Annotated in this window: 16 protein-coding genes and 1 pseudogene; 9 read left to right on the top strand and 8 right to left on the bottom strand. The window is 41.9% G+C overall.

The annotated features are described in order from the left end of the window. Positions 1-66: 66 nt before the first annotated feature. Together MHI32_RS30005 and MHI32_RS30000 are read right to left on the bottom strand one after the other, a co-directional pair. A complete protein-coding gene (locus tag MHI32_RS30005) occupies positions 67-918 on the bottom strand; it encodes a hypothetical protein (RefSeq protein ID WP_339170541.1) in 852 nt (283 codons plus the stop codon). Between the two features lie 98 nt (positions 919-1,016). Beyond that, the gene (locus MHI32_RS30000; RefSeq protein WP_339170539.1) at positions 1,017-2,168 is read right to left on the bottom strand and encodes a metallophosphoesterase; all 1,152 of its coding nucleotides are present in this window, start codon (positions 2,166-2,168) and stop codon (positions 1,017-1,019) included. 182 nt (positions 2,169-2,350) lie between these two features. Between MHI32_RS30000 and MHI32_RS29995 the strand changes: the two genes are divergently transcribed. After that, on the top strand, positions 2,351-3,568 hold the full coding sequence (locus MHI32_RS29995; protein WP_076181793.1) for a HAMP domain-containing sensor histidine kinase: 1,218 nt from the start codon (positions 2,351-2,353) through the stop codon (positions 3,566-3,568). Between the two features lie 104 nt (positions 3,569-3,672). On the opposite strand, the gene MHI32_RS29990 is transcribed toward MHI32_RS29995, so the two are convergent. The 5 genes from MHI32_RS29990 to MHI32_RS29970 all read right to left on the bottom strand — a co-directional run bounded on the left by MHI32_RS29990 (position 3,673) and on the right by MHI32_RS29970 (position 7,984). Beyond that, on the bottom strand, positions 3,673-4,578 hold the full coding sequence (locus MHI32_RS29990; protein WP_076124237.1) for a DUF5643 domain-containing protein: 906 nt from the start codon (positions 4,576-4,578) through the stop codon (positions 3,673-3,675). 23 nt (positions 4,579-4,601) lie between these two features. Next, positions 4,602-5,762, bottom strand: a complete 1,161-nt coding sequence (locus tag MHI32_RS29985; RefSeq protein ID WP_076303522.1) for a DUF4179 domain-containing protein — start codon at positions 5,760-5,762, stop codon at positions 4,602-4,604. Beyond that, the gene (locus tag MHI32_RS29980; protein WP_232061486.1) at positions 5,755-6,297 is read right to left on the bottom strand and encodes a sigma-70 family RNA polymerase sigma factor; all 543 of its coding nucleotides are present in this window, start codon (positions 6,295-6,297) and stop codon (positions 5,755-5,757) included. The genes MHI32_RS29985 and MHI32_RS29980 overlap by 8 nt, the downstream gene beginning before the upstream one ends. Before the next feature lie 249 nt (positions 6,298-6,546). Next, the gene (locus MHI32_RS29975) at positions 6,547-7,134 is read right to left on the bottom strand and encodes a class I SAM-dependent methyltransferase (protein ID WP_339245506.1); all 588 of its coding nucleotides are present in this window, start codon (positions 7,132-7,134) and stop codon (positions 6,547-6,549) included. Between the two features lie 385 nt (positions 7,135-7,519). Next, positions 7,520-7,984 carry a VOC family protein gene (locus MHI32_RS29970; protein ID WP_036682343.1) on the bottom strand — a complete coding sequence of 155 codons (465 nt, stop codon included), beginning with the start codon at positions 7,982-7,984 and terminating at the stop codon, positions 7,520-7,522. A 158-nt stretch (positions 7,985-8,142) separates the two neighbouring features. Between MHI32_RS29970 and MHI32_RS29965 the strand changes: the two genes are divergently transcribed. The 8 genes and pseudogenes from MHI32_RS29965 (at position 8,143) to MHI32_RS29930 (ending at position 19,278) form a co-directional block, all read left to right on the top strand. Beyond that, on the top strand, positions 8,143-8,577 hold the full coding sequence (locus MHI32_RS29965; protein WP_076191556.1) for an Lrp/AsnC family transcriptional regulator: 435 nt from the start codon (positions 8,143-8,145) through the stop codon (positions 8,575-8,577). A 100-nt stretch (positions 8,578-8,677) separates the two neighbouring features. Beyond that, positions 8,678-10,414 (top strand): histidine kinase, encoded by a 1,737-nt coding sequence (locus MHI32_RS29960; RefSeq protein ID WP_076191558.1) that lies wholly within the window; start codon positions 8,678-8,680, stop codon positions 10,412-10,414. Between the two features lie 5 nt (positions 10,415-10,419). Next, the gene (locus MHI32_RS29955; protein ID WP_339245499.1) at positions 10,420-12,000 is read left to right on the top strand and encodes a response regulator; all 1,581 of its coding nucleotides are present in this window, start codon (positions 10,420-10,422) and stop codon (positions 11,998-12,000) included. A gap of 196 nt (positions 12,001-12,196) precedes the next feature. Next, entirely contained in the window at positions 12,197-13,117 is a 921-nt protein-coding gene (locus MHI32_RS29950; protein WP_036682339.1) for an ABC transporter permease subunit, read from the top strand. A gap of 40 nt (positions 13,118-13,157) precedes the next feature. After that, entirely contained in the window at positions 13,158-14,039 is an 882-nt protein-coding gene (locus MHI32_RS29945) for a carbohydrate ABC transporter permease (protein WP_076124225.1), read from the top strand. A 54-nt stretch (positions 14,040-14,093) separates the two neighbouring features. Next, positions 14,094-15,680, top strand: coding sequence for an ABC transporter substrate-binding protein (locus MHI32_RS29940; RefSeq protein WP_076124223.1), 1,587 nt, complete (start codon positions 14,094-14,096; stop codon positions 15,678-15,680). Positions 15,681-16,251: 571 nt separating this feature from the next. Continuing rightward, positions 16,252-18,679: pseudogene (gene helD / locus MHI32_RS29935) on the top strand (RNA polymerase recycling motor HelD). Positions 18,680-18,693: 14 nt separating this feature from the next. Further along, positions 18,694-19,278: a Crp/Fnr family transcriptional regulator gene (locus MHI32_RS29930; protein ID WP_076179254.1), complete on the top strand. Its 585-nt coding sequence runs from the start codon at positions 18,694-18,696 to the stop codon at positions 19,276-19,278. A gap of 8 nt (positions 19,279-19,286) precedes the next feature. Here the strand turns inward: MHI32_RS29930 and MHI32_RS29925 are convergent, their stop codons facing one another. After that, the gene (locus MHI32_RS29925; protein WP_076179253.1) at positions 19,287-20,006 is read right to left on the bottom strand and encodes a DUF4386 domain-containing protein; all 720 of its coding nucleotides are present in this window, start codon (positions 20,004-20,006) and stop codon (positions 19,287-19,289) included. Between the last annotated feature and the right edge of the window lie 36 nt (positions 20,007-20,042).

Here is a 20,042-nt window from a genome sequence, read left to right as displayed (position 1 = left end):
ATAGGCAGACATAGAAATCCACCACCGCATACGGTGGTGGATTTTCTCATTAATGTGGTCGATGCTCTAGAGCGTCTTTCCCAATGTACGCATAAAAGCTTCTATATTGTCGGTTAGAAATCCACTATTCTTAAATCCTGCTTGGGTAATCATATCCTTGATATCTCCCACAAACCCACTCAGGCTGGCAGTGGAAGCATTTTGGAATCTGTTCTCACTGGGGATATTGCCAATTTGTTTTGTTAAATCCTCTTTGTATTCCTGTATCCAATCCTTACGAGTTGCTGCATTTTTGGCGAAGCTTAGTAAGATGCTACTCCAGTCTTTCCCGTTCGCAACAGCTTCCTGTAGCTTTTCCAGCGTTTTTGGCTCAAATTTCTTCATCATATAGTTTAAATCCATATAATCATCTGGAGCTCCAACCGGTCTTTGCGGCGGTGTATCGTATTGGATTTGTTTCGTTTCAGGATCTATCGTTCTTGTCGTGGAGATTGCTCCGATCTGACGGATCGTATTCATAAATTCTGCCGCTTTATCATCCTTCATGTGATTGTCTGCGACATACTTCGCTTGAGTCAGTCCCAATTCTAATAACGCTGATCTTTCCTCTTCTCCGGTTACGTCTGTAATGAAGTTGGATTGAATGATGCCGTAGACAGCTTCCTTCACTTCTGAGGGTTGATCTGCCAGCAGGCGAGTTAGCGAATCGTTGATTTGGGCAGTTCCGAAATAGGTAGCCGAATGATTTACAATATCCGATGCTGCCAACTGTCTGGAAGCCGAACTGATTTCCACAGTGTCGGTCTCATGCGACAGTTCGGGTATTGTGCCATTGACTAAGGACGGTTTATCCGCGAGCTTTTTCGAACTTATGTATGCATTTAAATCAAGCTGGGTTGAGCTTTGAATCTTCATCATTAACGCACCCCTATCCGGTTTATTTATTCCATTTATTCTCTTCTATCCATAATATCGGGATATTCTTCCATGTTTTTTAATCAGTCTAAAATTATCCTCTATTTAAAATCAACTTTGATTTGTGCTATCTCACTATTCGTGCCAATTCGTAATGGCGGTCCCCAAGTCCCTGCACCAGATGTAACGATGACGTGAGGGCTGTTAGAATTCTTCTGATAGTGGCCATAATCTACTGTAAACATAGCATTGGTGATCAGATTTGCAGGGAATACTTGTCCTTGATGCGTATGTCCGCTAAGTATCAAATCAACGTCATCTGTGTATTCAATCCTATTGGTTGGTTGATGATCCATTACGATAACGGGCAAATTTGTATCAATGTCACTCATCACTTCTGAAGTAATTGCTCGGGGGTTCCCTTGATTACCAATCGGTGATGAATCCCTTCTGCCAACAACAACGAATTGATTATCAATAACGACATGCTCATCATTTAGAAGTTTGATATTACTCTTATCTATAAAGTTCACGATCTCATCGTATGAGCGTCCTGCATCATGGTTACCTAAACAAGCATAAACTCCATAGGTTGACTGAATAGTACTTAATAACTCTATTCCTTTGGAAGGGTTAGAGAGCGCATAGTAGTTACCATTAAATATATCTCCTGTCATCAACACTATATCCGGCTGTAGTCCATTAATACGATCAACAACGTCTTCAATAAACTTTACATCATTTACGTAGCCTAAATGTAAGTCGCTGATCAGGACGATATTTAACTGATCTAATGAAGTGTTTTTATGTATTTGGAGCGGATAGGTGGCTTCTTTTAAATGATTTGCATTATAAATCCCATAGGACACCAATCCTATGACTAGAATTAATACTATGGACCTTGTATGAAGAATAACACGTGCTGGTATAGGAGAAGGGAGGACCTTGATCCATTTACTAATTAGTAAGATTACATCTGAAAGGATCAAAAGCAAGAACAAATAGAAGTAGATACCCATCCAATAGTCCCCGAATTGACCAATAAAATTAACAATATTTGAATCGGTCGTCATAGCTGAAGAAGACAATAGTAAATTAATAATGATTGATAACGCACATAAGCTGTAGATGACTCCATATATGATCCCGTTTATATGTGAAAATATATGTTGTAACCATTTAAAAATCTTTCTCGCAATGTAATAGTTAGTTGCCGCGTACATAGCGAATATAAATAAAAATGCAAATACCATAGGGTACACCATCCTAATGCTTTAGATATCAGAACTAAAGTGAATACAATAATTATAGCAATAATTACTAGTTTCAGAAATTAAATGGGGTATTGAGTTTACTGGTTTTTTCAGTTATTGTTTATTACTATTTCAGCTGATATAATTCTTATTTCGACAATCAATTTAAAAGTGGTGAATTCATGAGAGAGTTCTACAGTCGGGTGAATCGAAAAACCTATTACATATTAATGTTAATGATCATCGTTCTTATGATGTCTGGATTAATACTATCTACTCTAGAGTTAGATGGAATTGATTTTGGTTATATCATTCATTTTTTATGTGTGGCGTTTCTAACGGTTTGTTTATGGATTTACCCTAAGCATGAGACACATACTTTTAGAAAGATTATCATTCTATTTGGATTTGCGTATTTCTATACGCTATTCTTTTTATACCCTCAAACTTGGACTACCTATATCCTCATTTGTCTTATTCCTGCACTCTCTATTCTATTTTTTGATTTAAAATTGTTCTATTTTTCCTTCATTATAAATGGAATACTGATGGTAATTACATTTGGCTATATCCTCTTGATTGATAGAGGGGATCTATATACATATTTACATTATGATATTCTAGGGAATTTCATTAATATAATAGCGGTTCAAGTGTTATTATTTTTCATTTTTCAAATATCATTTAAACGGATGAAAAAACAGCAGCTTTATTATGAACAATTACAGCAATCTGAGCGCTTAAAGATGGTTGGACAATTAACTGCTGCCGTTGCGCATGAAATTAGAAATCCAGTGACAGTGGTTAGAGGTTTTTTGCAGTTTTTTGATGAGGATCCTTCATTTGATGATCCTATGAAAAGAAAATTTAAATTAATGATTGATGAATTGAACACAGTAGAACAGATTATCTCGCAATTTCTAACCCTTTCAAAGCCAAATGGAGAACAAAAACTTGAAAAAGTAGATGTGAAGGATGTTATTGAGAGTGTCACAGGATTGCTACATTCCTATGCAATGTTATCTGATAATCAAATTGTTACCTATGTAGAAGAAGACTGCAAGATCTCTATTAATAAAATTGAATTTAAGCAGCTGCTTATTAATATAATAAAAAATGCTTTAGAGGCTTCGGATGTTGGTAAATCTGTCTCTATTATGGCGAATAGGAACAATAATTTTATTGAGATAACAATCATCGATGAAGGAAGCGGGATGTCGGAAGCTGAGGTTAAGTCGCTAGGGACTCCTTTTTATTCATTAAAAAGTAATGGAACAGGCTTAGGATTAATGATTTGCTTTAATATCGTAGAAAAGTACGGCGGGGAAATTTATTATAGTAGTTCTGTAGGTAAAGGGACAACAGCTACTATCCGCTTTTTAGCTATAAATGACCAGTAAAACGGAACATTCTTTCCATTGAAAGAAGGGGATTACCTCAAGCCTTCGGCCGGAGAGGTAATCCCCTTTCCTAGTAAATATGTTTATATTTGCTGCGCTAAAGGTTACTTCAGAGGGATTTTAATCTCCAATTGCTTGTTGTAATTTTTAACTACATTGCCTTTGGCATCTACTTTATAAGCCCCGGTGTTGCCTTTTTCAAATACGGCTTGATACGGTCTGATAATCAGATATTCTGCCGCTGAGCTAGGTGCTTCGAACAATAAATCTTCAGAAACCGTATTTTGAGTTGCTGCAACAGAATCCCTTGCAATAAATTCTAATTCATTTCCCAGATTATCATAAATGTCATATCCTAAAGCCTGTGCTTGGGTGGCAACCCCTTTAACCGCTAAAGCGATACGCACAGAAGTCTCTCCTGCAGCAACACGGGTGGTTTTGATTTCAAATTGGTTGTCTTTCTTTATAGCAGGCAGCTGAATGTTACGCACTAATCCTGCTTGCTTGAGAGAAAATTTAAGTACATACGGTTCATCGATTCCGTTAAGCTTCACATGGATACTCAATTCAGAGGAAGCCAGGTTTGCCTTTTGTTGCTCAGTTAACCATCCGGTCTGCAATACAACAACCGCCTTGTTGGCATCACCGTCACTGATCCAGCGTGGTGTTTTTAAATCAATGCCTCCTGGTTGAGTGAGCTTGGCGTCAATTCCCACAATAGTACCTTCTGCAAGATAGGGCTCACCTTTATCATTTAAAGTTACTCCTGCGAGCATTCCTGAAAATAGCGATCCCTCACGGCTCAGGTCGATCTTAATATAGTTACCATCAAACTGCGCACTGCCCTTTAAAGTAAGCTGATCGTGTGAATCGGCCACTTTTGTTGTATTCAGGGAAGCTTCAACAGCGGGTTGAGCACTGGATGCTTGGGTTAAAGCTGGCATTCCCAACGCTCCTAGGCATACAGCAGCACTTAAAATTACAGACATCTTCTTAGTCATTTTTTTCATGATATTATCAAGCTCCTTAATTTTTATTTAACTAGCACGTTTATCTCTAGACCGTCAATATAATGCTTCACTGGGTTTCCAGAACTGTCTGTTTTAAATGCTCCATTCTTACTTTGTGGGTTCTCAAACTCATAAAGATAGCCACGGATTGTGAGCATATTAGGGTGTTTCTCAAATGGCTCAGTAAGCAAATCGACATTAAGTGACCTATTGGAAGTCGAGAGGACTTTCTGTGAAATATCTTTCAGCACCTGTCCTTGTTGATCCTTTACTTCAAAGCCCACTAAACTCAATGCTGTATGATCTTCGTCTGTATCCTGTTCCAGCATGAGCGACAGGCGTGTCGTTAATGGACTATATTCCAGCTTTTTCAGGATCAAACTCCATCCTCCAACTTGTGCGCGTATGTCAGGTGTGGAAATTTTATTAATCGTAGCCTTCCGCGCAGGAATTTGGAGAACAAACGGTTCATCCATACCGTTTAAGCCAAGGGTTACAGTCAATACAAATCGATCAGGAAAAGGTTTGTTGGAGATTCCGGAATTCGAGGAATCCACTAGTCTAAAAATAGCTGTGTTGCTTTCCGCACCTTCTATCCAGCTTAGAAACGGCATAGCTTTCCAGAGACCATCTGAAAATTGCTCCAGGGAAGCGCCGTCGATCAATACTTCTGCAGAGGTTATTGCACCTTTCGCTAAAAAAGGCTTACCATCCGCTCCAATCGTTACTCCGGCTAGCTTACCTTCCAGTTCTTCTCCCTCACGCTTCACCGAGAATGCCAACCGGCTGCCATCAAATACAGCCTCTTCGGCAGACAAGGTGATCCCTTCATGCGTATCACTACTGTTTAGACGGGAAGTCAGTCCCAGACGCTGGGCCGCTTGTAACCCTATATCATCTGCCCGTTCAAAAATACCGCCTATCAAGGGAAGCTGCTTGAGCGCATTGGCCAACGTAGGCGGATAGATAGCCGTTAGCATAACACTTAACAATATCGCCGCAGTCACAGCAGCTGTGATTTTTGGATATATCCGCTTTTTCTTTTCCTTTTCTACAGGATCCTGGACAATGGTGGCCAGCGATGCATAAATCGAATCCTGCCGTGATCGTAGTAAAGGAGGAAGCTCCTGTATATTAGCTTTCCCTAGCTCCCTGATCTGCTTTTCTAAATTGTTATTATTCATTAGCAAGACCCTCCTCCCGCACAGGATGTATCTGTTTGGACAACAATCTCCGTGCGCGATGAAGTCGTGCCCTGACCGCTCCCTCGGAGATGTCGAGCACATCTGCAATCTGCTTAATGGATAAATCGTCATAATAAAAAAGCACGATAGCAAGCCGCAGGGATTCGTCCAACTGATTAATGAAGCTTTGCAGGTCTACGTTGCCTGAATCTTCAAAATGCACATAGGAAACGACCGGTTCCTCGGGAATTTCCGCCACAGCTATAGTTCGTTCTCGCATACGAAGTAACTGATTGCATTCATTAATCAGGATGCGTATAACCCAGGTTTTAAAAAACTTAGGCTGTTTAAGGTTGGCCAACCCTTTATACACCTTCAGTGTTGTTTCCTGAAGAGCATCCGCGCAATCTTCATCTTTTAGCAGAATGGTTTTGGCTAATCTGTACAACTGGGATTCCAGTTGCCTGAAAAGACGGGTAAACGCCTCGTGGTCGCCTTTCTGCGCTTTTTTGATATCCAGTTCGTTTTCCAGCAAATGATTTTTCCTCCTTGAGGGCCCTCTGTATAATTAGATGGAGAAGACATCCAAAAAGTTATATTTAGGATAAAATTCATTCTCCTACACAAGTCACTTACCTCGGTAGTAGTATAAAATCCATGCAATTCATTGTTTTTGGCAAAGATGGAGAGGTTAATAGAAAGGGGGGGGACTTCAAGTGGATAAACTGAAATAAATTCAGGAATTACCACCTTATCAGAAGAGAAGTAGTGGGGTAATCCTGAATTAAAAAGTGTATACATATACCTTGGTACGCAGTGTGTCCGTGCATGTTATGGTACGGACAGGCTGCATGCATGGAAGGGCAAAACAAATGCTAATGACCACTGCGCCCGGCAGTAGCTCACGCTTGAACTTGTCCCCCAGCCGTTTCATCGCTCCGGGAAATAAGTAACAAAGAACTATATCCGCATGCTCGTAAGAGCTGCTATAGATATCCCCACGTACATAACGAAGCCTTCCGTGGAGCAGATTCTGGCCTTCGTCTGCTCGCAGCATACGTGTGCCGAACCTAGCAAGCAGCTGGGATGTCCACAAGGGAATACTGGAATTTTCAATGCCTGTCAGCCTTTTGCCTGGACATTGGCGAATAACATCCATGCCAAGTGTTCCCCAACCCGATCCCGCCTCCACAATGCTGCTATATCCCGGAATCCGATTCACCTCAACGGCAACAGCCGAGCGTACAGATTTTGACGTAGGCATCGGCGATATCCCGTTCCTCCAGCTCACCAGCACAATCGACACCATGGATAACAAGGCTGCGAAGGCGATGAGCCAAGCGATGACTTGAATCACGATCAATACTATCATTCCTTCTTCATCTGCTAGAAGCAGGATTCAATTCTCTTACTTTCTCCCAGCATTTCGTTTATTAACTTCATATGGATAAAGATCCTGAATTTCCTTGCTTTCAATATCTTGACCTACATAAAAAATCAGAGTGGGATCATTTGCTGGATGGGCATAAGAAAGATAAGTGCGATGTATAAAATCAAAGTCCATCTTACCCAGCTGGAAATCGATTTGATATTTATCTTCTAAATAGACTTCAAATTGCTTTTTTAAAGCCAGAGACTTCCACGGAAGTCCAAAGAATAAAAAGTAGGTTCCTATAAGAAATATCAAAAAAATTAAGAGGAAAAGCGACTTTTTACTGAGAATGGTATGTTTTATAATTCATAACCCTCCCTAGCGTTTATTCTACATGAACTTTGCTGGACATATCAAAATCAACCTCTTCAAGAAATTCGATAACTTCTCCATTGGGACTGTGAATGATCGCGTTTTTAATTAGAAGAGGCGGTTCGCCCAGAGACAGAGAATCCGGTGCTATAAAAGCCTTGGCCCCATGTGCAAGGGCTTTTTGATACATCTCCTCTACATTATCTACATAGAAGGCAAGATGTAATAACGCTCCGTGCGCTATATCTTCATCAGACAAGGCTTTTTTTCCTTGAGCGGCGATGACTGCATCATTATCAAAAATCTCAATGCAGGTTCTGCGGTCAGGTGAAATCAGCATGGAGGCTTCTTTGATCTGAAAGGATGGCAGACTCCAATGATGACCTAGCTTGAATCCTAAAACGTCAATATAGAATGAAATAGTTGCTTTATAGTCTTTGGCTTGAATTGCTACATGTGCAAGGCCTTTTACACTCATTTATAATCGCTCCCAACTTTAATATATACTTATTATAGTTGTATTAAAATATGAGATATATATATAAGATAAGTGTTTTGTAGTAATATGGTTATTAAATTTAAGGTATTATAGCGAAATAAGTTTATTTTATAAAATGGGTTTAGGAGGCGCTTGCTATGGAACAACTTGTGGATGACATTGATAAAAAGATTATGCAATTACTTCAGTACAATGCCCGAATGTCCATTTCACAAATCAGTAAAGAGGTTTCGATGTCACAACCCTCTGTTAAAGAACGAATGATCAAGCTGGAGGAAAGGAATATCATTTCTGGGTATCATACAGCTTTTAATCTACGAGATCTGGATCGGGGCACAACTACGTTTATTCTATTAAAAACAGAACATTGCCAAGAGATTACGGATTTTTGCAAATATGCTATGGAAGTTACCGATTTATATCGGATTAGCGGAGAATATAATTACCTCATAAAGGTGCAAACCGCGTCGATTGAGGAGTTAGCTGAATTCCAAGACAACCTTATAAAGTTTGGACCTTCAAAATCTCATATCAGTCTGAAAAATATATTGGAAAACAGGGTGTTGCTCTAAAGCCCATTTTCCAAACACAATATCTAGTAACCGCTTTCATTCCATTGTAGAATGGATGAAAACAACGTTAGCATTAACTCGGATACAAGGGAGCATGGGTATGGAGAGGTTTTTATTCAGTAAAAAGTATATTCCGTTCACCTATAAGATGATGATACCGTACCTCATTCTAGTATTGCTGACAGATGTATTGGTGGGTTATATAGCTTATACGATGCTCGTAGAGTCCAGAACGGAAATGGCGGAAACGAATGTCCGGACAGCTTTGAAGCAGACGAGGAACAATATCGAATATCAGACAGATGAAATCAAACGAATGACTAACTCGCTGTTTCTCAATACGAATTTTCAGAATGCTCTGCAGTTTAGGGGAGATGCATTGGAAAACATGCTCAAAATGAGGGATGATATCGTTCCTTATATGAAAGCCCCTCTGCAATTGTATGGGAACAATCTGAGACTTGTGCTCTATACCGCAAATGAGACGATGCTTGAAATCCCCGGTGATGATATGTCTGTACCTATCGGTAGAAGCGATTATTATATTCTTTCTGATCAGGTTATTGAAGATAAGGAATGGTTCAAGTCGATTGTTGCTAATAACAAAGACAGCTTGTGGCTTCAGGCGGACAGCGACAGTGAACTAAGCAATATTTCGTATTTCCGCAAGCTGGTTTCTTCTAAGGGAGGCCCATCGATTATTGGTTATATTCGCGTCACGGCGAGAATTGACGAGCTTTTTGGCAATTTCGATACCTTTCCGATTGAACAGGGTATAGACCTTCGTCTAGTGGATCGGGTTAGTGGATTAACGCTTTATGAACAAGGTATTGTCGATGAACATGCGAAGCAAGACGCTTATCTGATCATTAGTGAAGATATTCCGTTGTCTGACTATGCTATCGAGGTACGGGTGCCGCATGCCTATTTGAATAAAGATGCTAGCCGAATGCAGAAGGTGATCACCACGGTTTGTTTGATCAGCTTTTTAGTCATGGCGGTGATCGGCTTCCTCGTTGCCCGCATATCAGGCAAAAAAATTAAACGGATCGTATATTTGGTCCGGTCGTTTCAGGAAGGGAATTTTTATAAAAGAATCGGGTTTGCCGGGAATGATGAATTTGTCTACATTGCTAATAGTTTTAATCAGATGGCGACTAGTATCCAGGACCTGATCCAGAACGTCTATGAGCAAGGGATTCAGAAAAAGCAAGCAGAACTGGATGTGCTTCAAGCTCAGATCAGTCCGCATTTTTTATACAATACATTGTCGACCATTGGCAGCTTAGCCAATTTGGGCGAAGTTGAGAAGGTTACACAGATGGTACAAGGTCTTTCTAAATTCTATCGCCTCACCTTGAATGAAGGACATGTCTATATCTCTCTTGAAAAAGAGCTGGAGCAGGTAAGGATGTACCTTGAAATTCAGAGGGTAAAGTATGCCGATGCGTTTGAGGTTTATTATGATATTGATCCTGATATTTTACAGGTTCCTATCATCAAGCTGATTTTGCAGCCATTTGTAGAAAATATATTCAAGCATGCTTGGTTTGGGGAGACGATTGCGATCCGGATTACCGGAAAACGGCTGGGCGAACGCATCGAGCTCAAGGTCATCGATAACGGAATTGGTATGCGGGCGGAGACACTGCGAAATATGCGTTCAAGCTCATTCCATTCGAGCAGCTATGGACTGAGAAACGTGGAGGAACGAATCAAGCTGAGATACGGCCATGATTTCGGCATTCATATCGGCAGTTACTTTGGGGCAGGAACGACCGTTCAAATTATCTTACCGGTGGATAATGCGGAAATCCGGGAAGTTATGGGGGAGTAAATAGTATGGCGATGGAAATCAACGTTCTGTTGGTGGATGATGAAGTGATCGATTTGGAATGGCTGAGACGGCGGGTGGCGGGCAGTGATCATTTGCCTTTGCATAGCGTGAGAACGGCAACGAGCGGTTTTGCCGCTTTAAAAATGATGGAGCAGCACCGCATTGATATCATTCTCTCCGATATCCGCATGCCGATTATGTCGGGCGTGGAATTTGCCCGGAAAGCGAAGGAGATTAACCCTGAGGTCCATCTGCTTTTTATTAGCGGACATCAGGATTTCAACTATGCCAAAGAGGCCATTCAATTAAATGCCTCCGGTTATTTGCTTAAACCCGTTGATGATGACGAGTTAAATAAGACACTGACTGAACTCTGCGCCAAGATTGAGAAGGAGAGGAAGCAGCATATTTCCTTGTCGGAAACACTGACGCTTGTGAATCAGGAGCTGCTGCTGCGCTGGTTTAATGAGACTGCCCCGGGGCAGGTGGAGACGCATATTCACAACGTTCTTACGTCTTACTTACAAGGCGCGTCGGCGGTTGCCATCGTCGAGATTGACGATATGGCACGGAAAATCCAAACTTGGACGGAAGAAGAGCGGAGTTTATGGAGCAGTACAGCCAATCATTTTATCCGGAAGTTCGCGCAAGATCAAAATTTAGGCATGGTCATCACAACCTATGACTATCATTTTGTGATCCTTGCTGCGGTTCAGGAACAATATTTTACCGCTTTGATGGAAGAGCTCATTCGGTCATTCTATCAGGAATTTTCCTGTTCAATTACGATTGGAAGAGGGATGTACACAACAGAACTGGGTAAGCTGCATGATTCCTATCGGCAGGCTCAGGCTGCTTTAAGTATTAAATGGATTGTTGGGAAAAATAGAATCATCCAAGATGCCTCGGAATGGAGCCCGAAGGAAAAAATCGCCTCAGATTTAGAGGTTATTGTGGACCGGATGCTTAAAGCGATGCTCGATTACGACCTTACCACCATTGATGATTGTTTGCTGCAGCTGTTTGCCGGGGACAGTCCGCTCTCCCAGAAAAACGACATCTACGATATCATTATTCGAATTACCTCCAAGCTTCATGCCGATCTGCAGCAAATGAACGAGCATCTATACGAGATTTTGAATTGGGATTCACATCATCCCTTTGTGCTGTTTCAGTTTGAAACGGTGCATGATATTCTCTCTTGGCTGAGAAGAAGATTTTTTGAGTTGTCGGAGCTGCTTTATTTGAAACGGCAAAGACAAAAGCGGAAGTTAATTGATGAAATCACGGAATATGTGAAAGAAAGATTAGATCAAAAAATAACGCTGAACGAAGTGGCCGCCCATTTCGATTTTACGCCTAACTATCTCGGTCATTTATTTAAGGTTGAAACCAACAGTTTATTCAGCGATTTTTTAAGTGAATTACGGATGAAACGGGTATGCGAGCTGCTCGAAGATCCGACTAAGAAAGTTTATGAGATTGCAGAACAAGCCGGATATAAAAATATTATTTATTTCAACAGACAGTTCAAGCAATACATGGGCATGTCACCCGGTGAGTACCGGAAGAAAAATAAAATCTAACAAAAAAGCGGTGAAAATGAAAACCCGGCGATGATTTTTCGGTTATTGGAGAATCGCTGCCGGGTGTTTTTGGTCTGCCGGCTAACCTTTTTTTGTCGAATCGTTGAATTAGTATTATGTTTAGTTGTTTCGCTGAATTATCTAAGCGCCTTTGCCCTTTTATAATAAGAGATATAGAGAAGAGAGGGGTGCAAAGATGAAAGGGCATACATTTTGGAGCGATTTAAAGAATTATAGGGTTCTCTTGCTGATGCTGGCTCCGGCGGTTGCTTTTTTCCTTCTGTTTGCCTATGTCCCGATGGCGGGCATTATTATTGCCTTCAAGCATTATGATTATGCGGGCGGTATTTTTGGAAGTGCCTGGAACGGGCTCGACAACTTCCGCTTTTTCTTTGAATCAGGCGATGCTTGGCGGGTAACACGAAATACAGCACTATATAACATTGCGTTTATCGTCGTCAATAACAGTTTGCAAATTTTTGCAGCGATTATGTTGTTTGAGGTCGGTGGTAAATGGTTCCGCAAAATCACACAATCGGCGTTGTTCCTGCCTTACTTTATCTCATGGGTCGTTGTCGGAGCGATTGCTTATAACCTGCTCAATTATGATATTGGCACCGTGAATGCTTTGCTCAGAGGTATCGGACTCCAGCCTGTCGATATTTATAATACACCTTCCTATTGGCCGTATATTCTGGTTATAGTTTCTGCATGGAAAAGTCTCGGATACGGAACGGTGATGTACTTGGCCGCGATTACGGGGATAGATACAGAAATGTATGAAGCAGCCGAAATCGATGGGGCTAATATTTTTCAGCGAATTATGAAAGTAACCATTCCGAATTTGTATCCAACGATTATTATTCTGGTGCTGCTGGCAGTCGGGAACATTTTCCGTGGTGATTTCGGGATGTTCTATAACATGATCGGCAACAACGGCTTGTTGTTCTCCTCGACAGACGTTATCGACACTTTCGTATTTAGGTCACTGATTACTTCGAATGATATCGGCATGTCAGCTGCAGCTGGTGTTTTCCAGTCCGTTCTTGGCTTCGCGACGATCATGTCAGTGAACTATGCTGTCCGTAAATACGACAAAGACCGCGCTCTGTTCTAATCGTATCAGGAGTTAAGTCTTTCATAATGGAGGTAACGATATGAAGCAGCTTGATCGTAAAATATTTTCAGGTATTGGTTATGTATCCCTGATTTTTCTCTCAGTTTTATGTATTTTTCCTTTTATACTTGTCGTATCTTCATCCTTTACGGAAGAATCCAAAATCCTAACGGATGGTTATCAATTTATACCGACTGCCTTCTCAACTGAGGCCTACAGCATTTTGTTTAAGTATCCCGAACAGATGATTCAAGCCTATATAGTGACAATAGGAGTTACTATACTCGGCACGGTGCTTGGCTTGTTTCTGACTTCGATGACTGCTTATGCGCTATCCCGAAAAGATTTTAAGTGGCGCAATAAATTTTCGTTCTTCTTTTTCTTTACGACTTTGTTCAGCGGCGGTTTGGTTCCGTGGTATCTGCTTATGGTCAACTACCTTCATATGAAGGATACGCTGATGGCCTTAGTGGTTCCGATGATGCTCAATGTCTTTTATATCATTGTTATGAAGTCTTTTATGGGCAGCATTCCGGAAGCTATTGTAGAATCAGCAAAAATTGACGGCGCAGGCGACTTTAAGATCTATGCTCGTCTAATCCTGCCGCTGTCCAAGCCGGCGTTAGCTACCATTGGATTGTTTCTAGCGCTGGCCTACTGGAATGACTGGTACAATGCATTGCTGTTTGTATCGAATGAAAACTTGATGCCGCTCCAATATTATTTGTATAAAATGCTAGGCAATATGGATGGCATGCGCAAAGCGATGATGGGTGCAGGGGCAGTCGTAACGACATCGATCCCAACCGAGAGCTTGAAAATGGCGATGACAGTTGTGGCCACTGGCCCGATTTTGCTGGCTTATCCATTCGTGCAGAGGTATTTTGTCCAAGGTTTGACGATTGGTGCTGTGAAAGGATGAACCCGGGGAAACTCGGTTTATCAATATAATTAAACACAAGGGGGAAGGCTTGAGATGCTGAAGAGAAATAGATTGATGATGCTAGCGCTCGTTTTAACCTTCGTAATGATTCTAAGTGCATGTGGTGGTGGCAATAACAATGCTAATACGTCTGCACAGGCTACAAATAATGCGTCAGAGGGAGGAAGCGACACTACGAACAACTCAGAACCTGCAACTACCTCAGACACCCTTGATACCTCTAAAGAAGTGAAGCTGAAAATGATTTTTGTTGGCCCTAAACCGATAGACTATGATAGCGTTTTTGCTGAGATTAATAAAAAGCTGAAAGAAAAAATCAATGCTACTGTAGAGGGCGAGTTTCTGGATTGGTCGGACTGGGCACAAAAATATCCGCTGAAGCTGGCAGCTAATGAGGATTTTGACCTCATCTATTCGGCAAACTGGGCTGGTTACAATGACCAGGCGCTGAAAGGCGGATTCCTGGAATTGACCGATGAGCTGCTTACCAAATATATGCCGCAGACTTTAGCAGCTATGTCTGATGTGAGCTGGGATCAAGCTAAGGTAAACGGCAAACTGTATATGGTTCCGCAAAACAGAGGGGAATCCGTTGAAAAACTGATTTTGTACCGCGAGGATTTGCGTAAGAAATACAATCTTCCGGAGATCAACAGCCCAGAAGCGTATGCCACTTACTTGAAAACCATAGCACAAAACGAAAAAGGAATTACACCGTTCACCCCGGAAACAGGAGACTGGAAATATCATAATTTGGACCGTGTATTGCTGAAGCAACAAAACGAATGGAATATGTTTGATCTCGACCTTCCGTTTGCTTTCAAATTGACGGATGAAAAAGGGCAAGTATTTAACGTATATGAAACGCAAGAGTTTAAAGATCTACTCGTATATTACAAAGATCTCGCTGATAACAATGCATGGTCGAAAAACGTTCTAAACAGTAAAAATGATCATCAGGCCGATTTTAAAGCAGGCAAAACAGCATCGATTACGCACAACAACGGAACACTTGGAGCACTTATGGCTTTGATGCGCCAAGAGAATTCCCCTTATGAAGTAGCATTGGCTGACATCAACCAAGGCAAGAAGAAATCAGTGGCGATTTCCACCCAAAACGGTACTTCGATCCACGCTACTTCCAGAAATGTGGAACGTTCCTTGATGTTCCTCGATCTGATGCAAAATGATAAAGAACTGCACGACCTGATGATGTACGGCCTTAGCGGTGTACATTACGAAGCGGTTGGCGATGACAAATATAAAGCCCTTGAAAAGAATCCGAACTATACTGGCTTCTCTAACTGGAACTTCAACTCGCCACTTAACCGTGACAATGAAGCATTCCCGCAAGAAGCAAACGATCTGGCTAAAGGCTGGGAAGCAAATGTCTATCACTACGCGCTTGAAACCTTCGTATTCGATAACAGCAAAGTGAAAACGGAAATTGCCAACGTTGGTAACGTAATGCTCCGTTATGCGATTCCGCTCGAATACGGCGTAATCAAAGATATCGACAAAGGTCTTGAAGATCTGAACAAGCAACTGAAATCCGCGGGCATTGATAAAATCCAAACCGAACTACAAACTCAAATCGATGCTTTCTTGGCAAACAAATAAGCTACAGAATAAGGGAGACCTAACAGTCATCAAATGGCTGTTAGGTCTCCCTGTTTAATTGGGCTCATCCGCGGGTGAAGCCGCTATCGGACACAGTTGACCCTAATAGCAGCATTATCGCACTTTTGGAATACTAACGGACCTCACAGTCGCTATTAGCCTAAAACATGCCTAGAATGAAGCTCAAGATAAAGAATAGTTGCACTGGAGTCCGAAAGTCTGCTTTAAAGGCTGAAAATCAGTAAATAAAGTCACCTCGGTCCGTTAGGCAGACCAGAAACAAAAGGCAGCAACCCTTTTGCTAGGGAAATGGATACTTAGGGAGAACGGCTACTCTTTGCAGAAAGGAATAAAAAAGAAGAACCGGCATGAGCTGCCGGTTCTTCTTAATATATAATTTGCGCGCAATGAAATAACGTGATATTATGAGAAGACCACTGTTAATATGCGTATTTTAGACAGATTTATTACATCTTATTTATACATTAATAATACCACGCGGATTGGCAGTTTGTCAAATTTGTATTTTTGCTTCTTGATAACAACCTTGAAAAGGAGCGTGTTAGTAAAAATGTTAAACGAAAAAGATTGGCAGGGAGAACAGAAACGGCTAGATTCGGTCACGGAAGAATTGCAATCAAAGATTGGCGAGCTGGAACCGGAAGTGACAGGATTACGTGAACAGGTGACGGACATCCGCAAGCAGTTTTGGGAGGAAGTTACGGTCAATACGAGCACACATGAGGATTTCGAGGAGACCTTTTACAGTATAAAACAGCAAGAAGCGTTGTTGTCTGAACGGGAACGTAGCCACCGCCAACGGCTGCTGCGTTATAAAAACATGAAACGGCTGCTGCCGTCACCCTATTTTGGACGAATGGACTTTCAAGAAGATGGGTTGAACTCCAGTGAGCAAATCTATATCGGGGTGGCGTCTTTCATCGATGCAGAAGGTGTAAACTTTCTGGTATATGACTGGCGGACACCTATTGCAAGTATGTATTATGACCATTCGCCAGGCCCCGCCACTTACGATACACCGGGAGGACAAATCTCAGGAACGATGATGCTGAAGCGGCAATACCAGATCCGTCAGGGTCAGCTTCAGAACGTGTTCGATACGAGCTTAACGATCGGTGATGAATTACTTCAGCAGGTGCTTGGTAAGGGTGCGGATTCACAAATGAAGAGCATCGTGGCGACTATTCAGAAGGAACAGAACGCTATTATCCGCAACGATAGTAGCCGTATGCTCATTGTGCAGGGGGCGGCGGGCAGCGGAAAAACATCCGCAGCGCTGCAACGGGTAGCCTATTTGCTATATAAGCACCGCGATAGGCTCAAGGCGGATCAGATTGTTCTTTTTTCGCCTAATCCGATGTTTAACAGTTATGTATCTACGGTGCTTCCCGAGCTTGGCGAGGAGAATATGCAGCAAACAACCTTTCAGGAGTATATTGATTATTGGCTTGGATCTACGCTTCGTCTAGAGGACCCGTTCGAGCAGATTGAATATGTACTGACGTCCAAAGCTTCTCCAGAGTATGAAGCACGGCTAACTGGAATGCAGTATAAAGCTTCAGAAGCTTTTCTGCATGCTTTGCAAAACTATGCGTTGTGGTTAGGGCAGGAAGGGATGTTGTTTCATAGTATCCGTTTTCGGGACCGCGAGTTGATTACTGCGGAGCAGATGAAATCGCAATTTTACAGCTATGATAGCTCCATCCGTTTGGCTAACCGCATCGTTTTATTGCGTGAATGGCTACTGCGTCAGTTGGCTTCGCTGGAGCGTCAGGAACAGGAGGCATTCTGGGTTCAAGATGAACTCGATTACCTCGATACCGATCAGTATGCCGAAGCCTACAGTGAGATACTTAAGAAGTATCGGCGGGAGGAAGCCGTCTTTGATTTTACGACTCAGTATCTTGAGAACTATGGGGATTTTCCTAATCAGGACCAAGGGGAAGAGAATGTTTTTGACTTTGGTCTGCAGGAAGAAGAACTGCTGCGCCGCATGATTGTGAAGGAGCACTTTACACCGCTGAGACGCGATGTCAAACGGTTCAAGTTCATAGATACGATTGGGTTATACGATCAGTTGTTTAGTGCCGACGCCAGTTATCGGCATATGACGAACGAGACTGAGGTACCTGCTCAGTGGCAGGAAATTTGTAAGCAAACAAAGGAAAAACTGAGCCGCGATAAACTCTTTTGCGAGGATGCCACTCCATTCCTGTATTTAAAAGAACTTGTCGAGGGTACTCGTATGAACACAGAAGTTCGGCATCTGTTTATCGATGAAGGCCAGGATTATTCGCCGTTCCAATACGCGTTTCTCAAACAGCTGTTTCCCCGCGCGCGCATGACTGTGCTCGGCGATTTCGGCCAAGCAATTTTCCCTCAAGCAACGAATTTGCACGAGGTGGATTCACCTTTGATCCGGCTTTATGGTGAAGATGAAACGAGCCTGATCCGTCTAATTCGAAGTTATCGTTCAACTCGTCAGATTGTGGAGTTTACGAAGGCGTTGCTGCCTAATGAGGAGATCGTACCTTTTGAAAGAGAGGGTAAGAAGCCGTTCCTAGTGAAGGCAAGTAGCGACGTAGAGCGGGCAATAAGAATTAAAGAAGATCTCGCGGCGTTGATGGCTGAAGGGCTTGACTCTATTGCCGTGATTACCAAGACTGCAGCTGAAAGCCGTGCGGCCTATGAAGAATTAAAGTCACAAGGATGCGAAGCTCTGCGGCTTATTACGAAGGAGACGCTCACTTTTGAGAAAGGGCATTTTAGTAATTCCCGCTTATCTCGCAAAAGGGGTTGAATTCGACGCCGTACTGATTTATGATGCTTCCACACAGACGTATGATCGGGAAAGCGAACGCAAGCTTTTTTATACAGCCTGTACGCGTGCGATGCATCGGCTTCTGCTGTACACAACAGGTGAGTGGTCACACTTTATTCAGCCGTTAGAGGTATCTTTATATGAGGTTGTGCAATGAGATTGGAGAGATAAATGAAAAGCATATTGTATAAGTTTATGAGTAAATTTACATCTCTTAACGAAGTGGAACAGCAGGATATTGTTGAAGGTATTCCTATTGAGGAATACAAGAAGGGAACGGTACTCCTTAGACAAGGAGACGTTCCCTCAAAATGTTTTTTTGTGTTAAAGGGATGTGTGAGGCAGTCCTCGATAGATGAATCGGGCAAAGAAGTCACATCTAATTTTTATACGGAAGAGCAAGCGGTTTCGATTTTTAATCGGCATCAGGAGAGTAGACCCTCAGCGTACACCTTAACCTGCCTAGAAGACAGCATATTGGTGGTTGGTGATCTTATTGCGGAACAGGATATGCTCCATAAACACGCTCAGCTGGAAACCATGATACGCAAAATGGTAGAGGAAAACTTGGGTGAGGTTCAGGATGAGTTGACTTCCTTTATTGCTTCCAATCCTGAAGAACGTTACAAAGCCTTGTTACAAAAAAGACCTCATTTACTTACCCGTGTCCCCCAACATCAATTAGCCAGTTATTTGGGGATTACGCCAGAGTCATTAAGTAGAATTAAGAAGCGGGTTCATTCCGGTGATGAATAGCAAAATCGTTATACACTTTTGGGGATTTTTCCACCTCTAAGCAGTAGCCATATCCCAAAGCCTAGTTCTCCTACAATCATAGGAATAGTAAAAATAAAATTAAGTGTTGTAATGACTGCCTCATATTGTGGGAGAAACATTTTGCTTAGATGAATGATAATATAGCCTATTGAAGCAAGCAGCAGCAAGATGCTGATTACTTTAGGAATGACATCGGATTTTAAAGCCACATAGCCCACTATTAACAAATGCCCGCCAAAAACGACCAGCCCCATAGACCAAATGAATTGAAATGCATCCAGAAATAACATCATAAATGCTTGAGTTTGTTCGATTGTTAATGAGGAAAAGCCATTTGTGTTTCCCGTGAGCAGCAGCACAAATATCAAAGTTAATATAGAGATTGCCAATATAGCGGAATAGGTTAGACGGAGCCATGCGCCAAGTAATGAAAGATTTTGGTTGATGGGTTCTAGAAACACATAAAACGCCCAGGCGACCAGAATGTCAGTAATCATAATGATGATCCAGCCCAAGATTTCCCCTTTGAAAAGATTGTTGGAAGATACAATGTTAATAAATGTGGCACGGGCATCGCCTTGCACAACAAGAGTCCCATGGACAAAGCCATATGAAAAAAATGAAGCGAGGGTCATGATGATCAGTGATATTCCAGCTGTTAAAGCGGACTTACGCTGGTTCGATAGGTCTTTTTCTGAGATAGCCATAAGATAGCCTCCTAAAGGACTTTTATTTCATTGTAA

Source organism: Paenibacillus sp. FSL H7-0690, assembly GCF_037980415.1.
GTDB classification, from domain to species: domain Bacteria; phylum Bacillota; class Bacilli; order Paenibacillales; family Paenibacillaceae; genus Paenibacillus_AQ; species Paenibacillus_AQ odorifer.
Note: the sequence above shows the minus strand (reverse complement) of the source record. Positions and strands in the feature narration are given on the sequence as shown.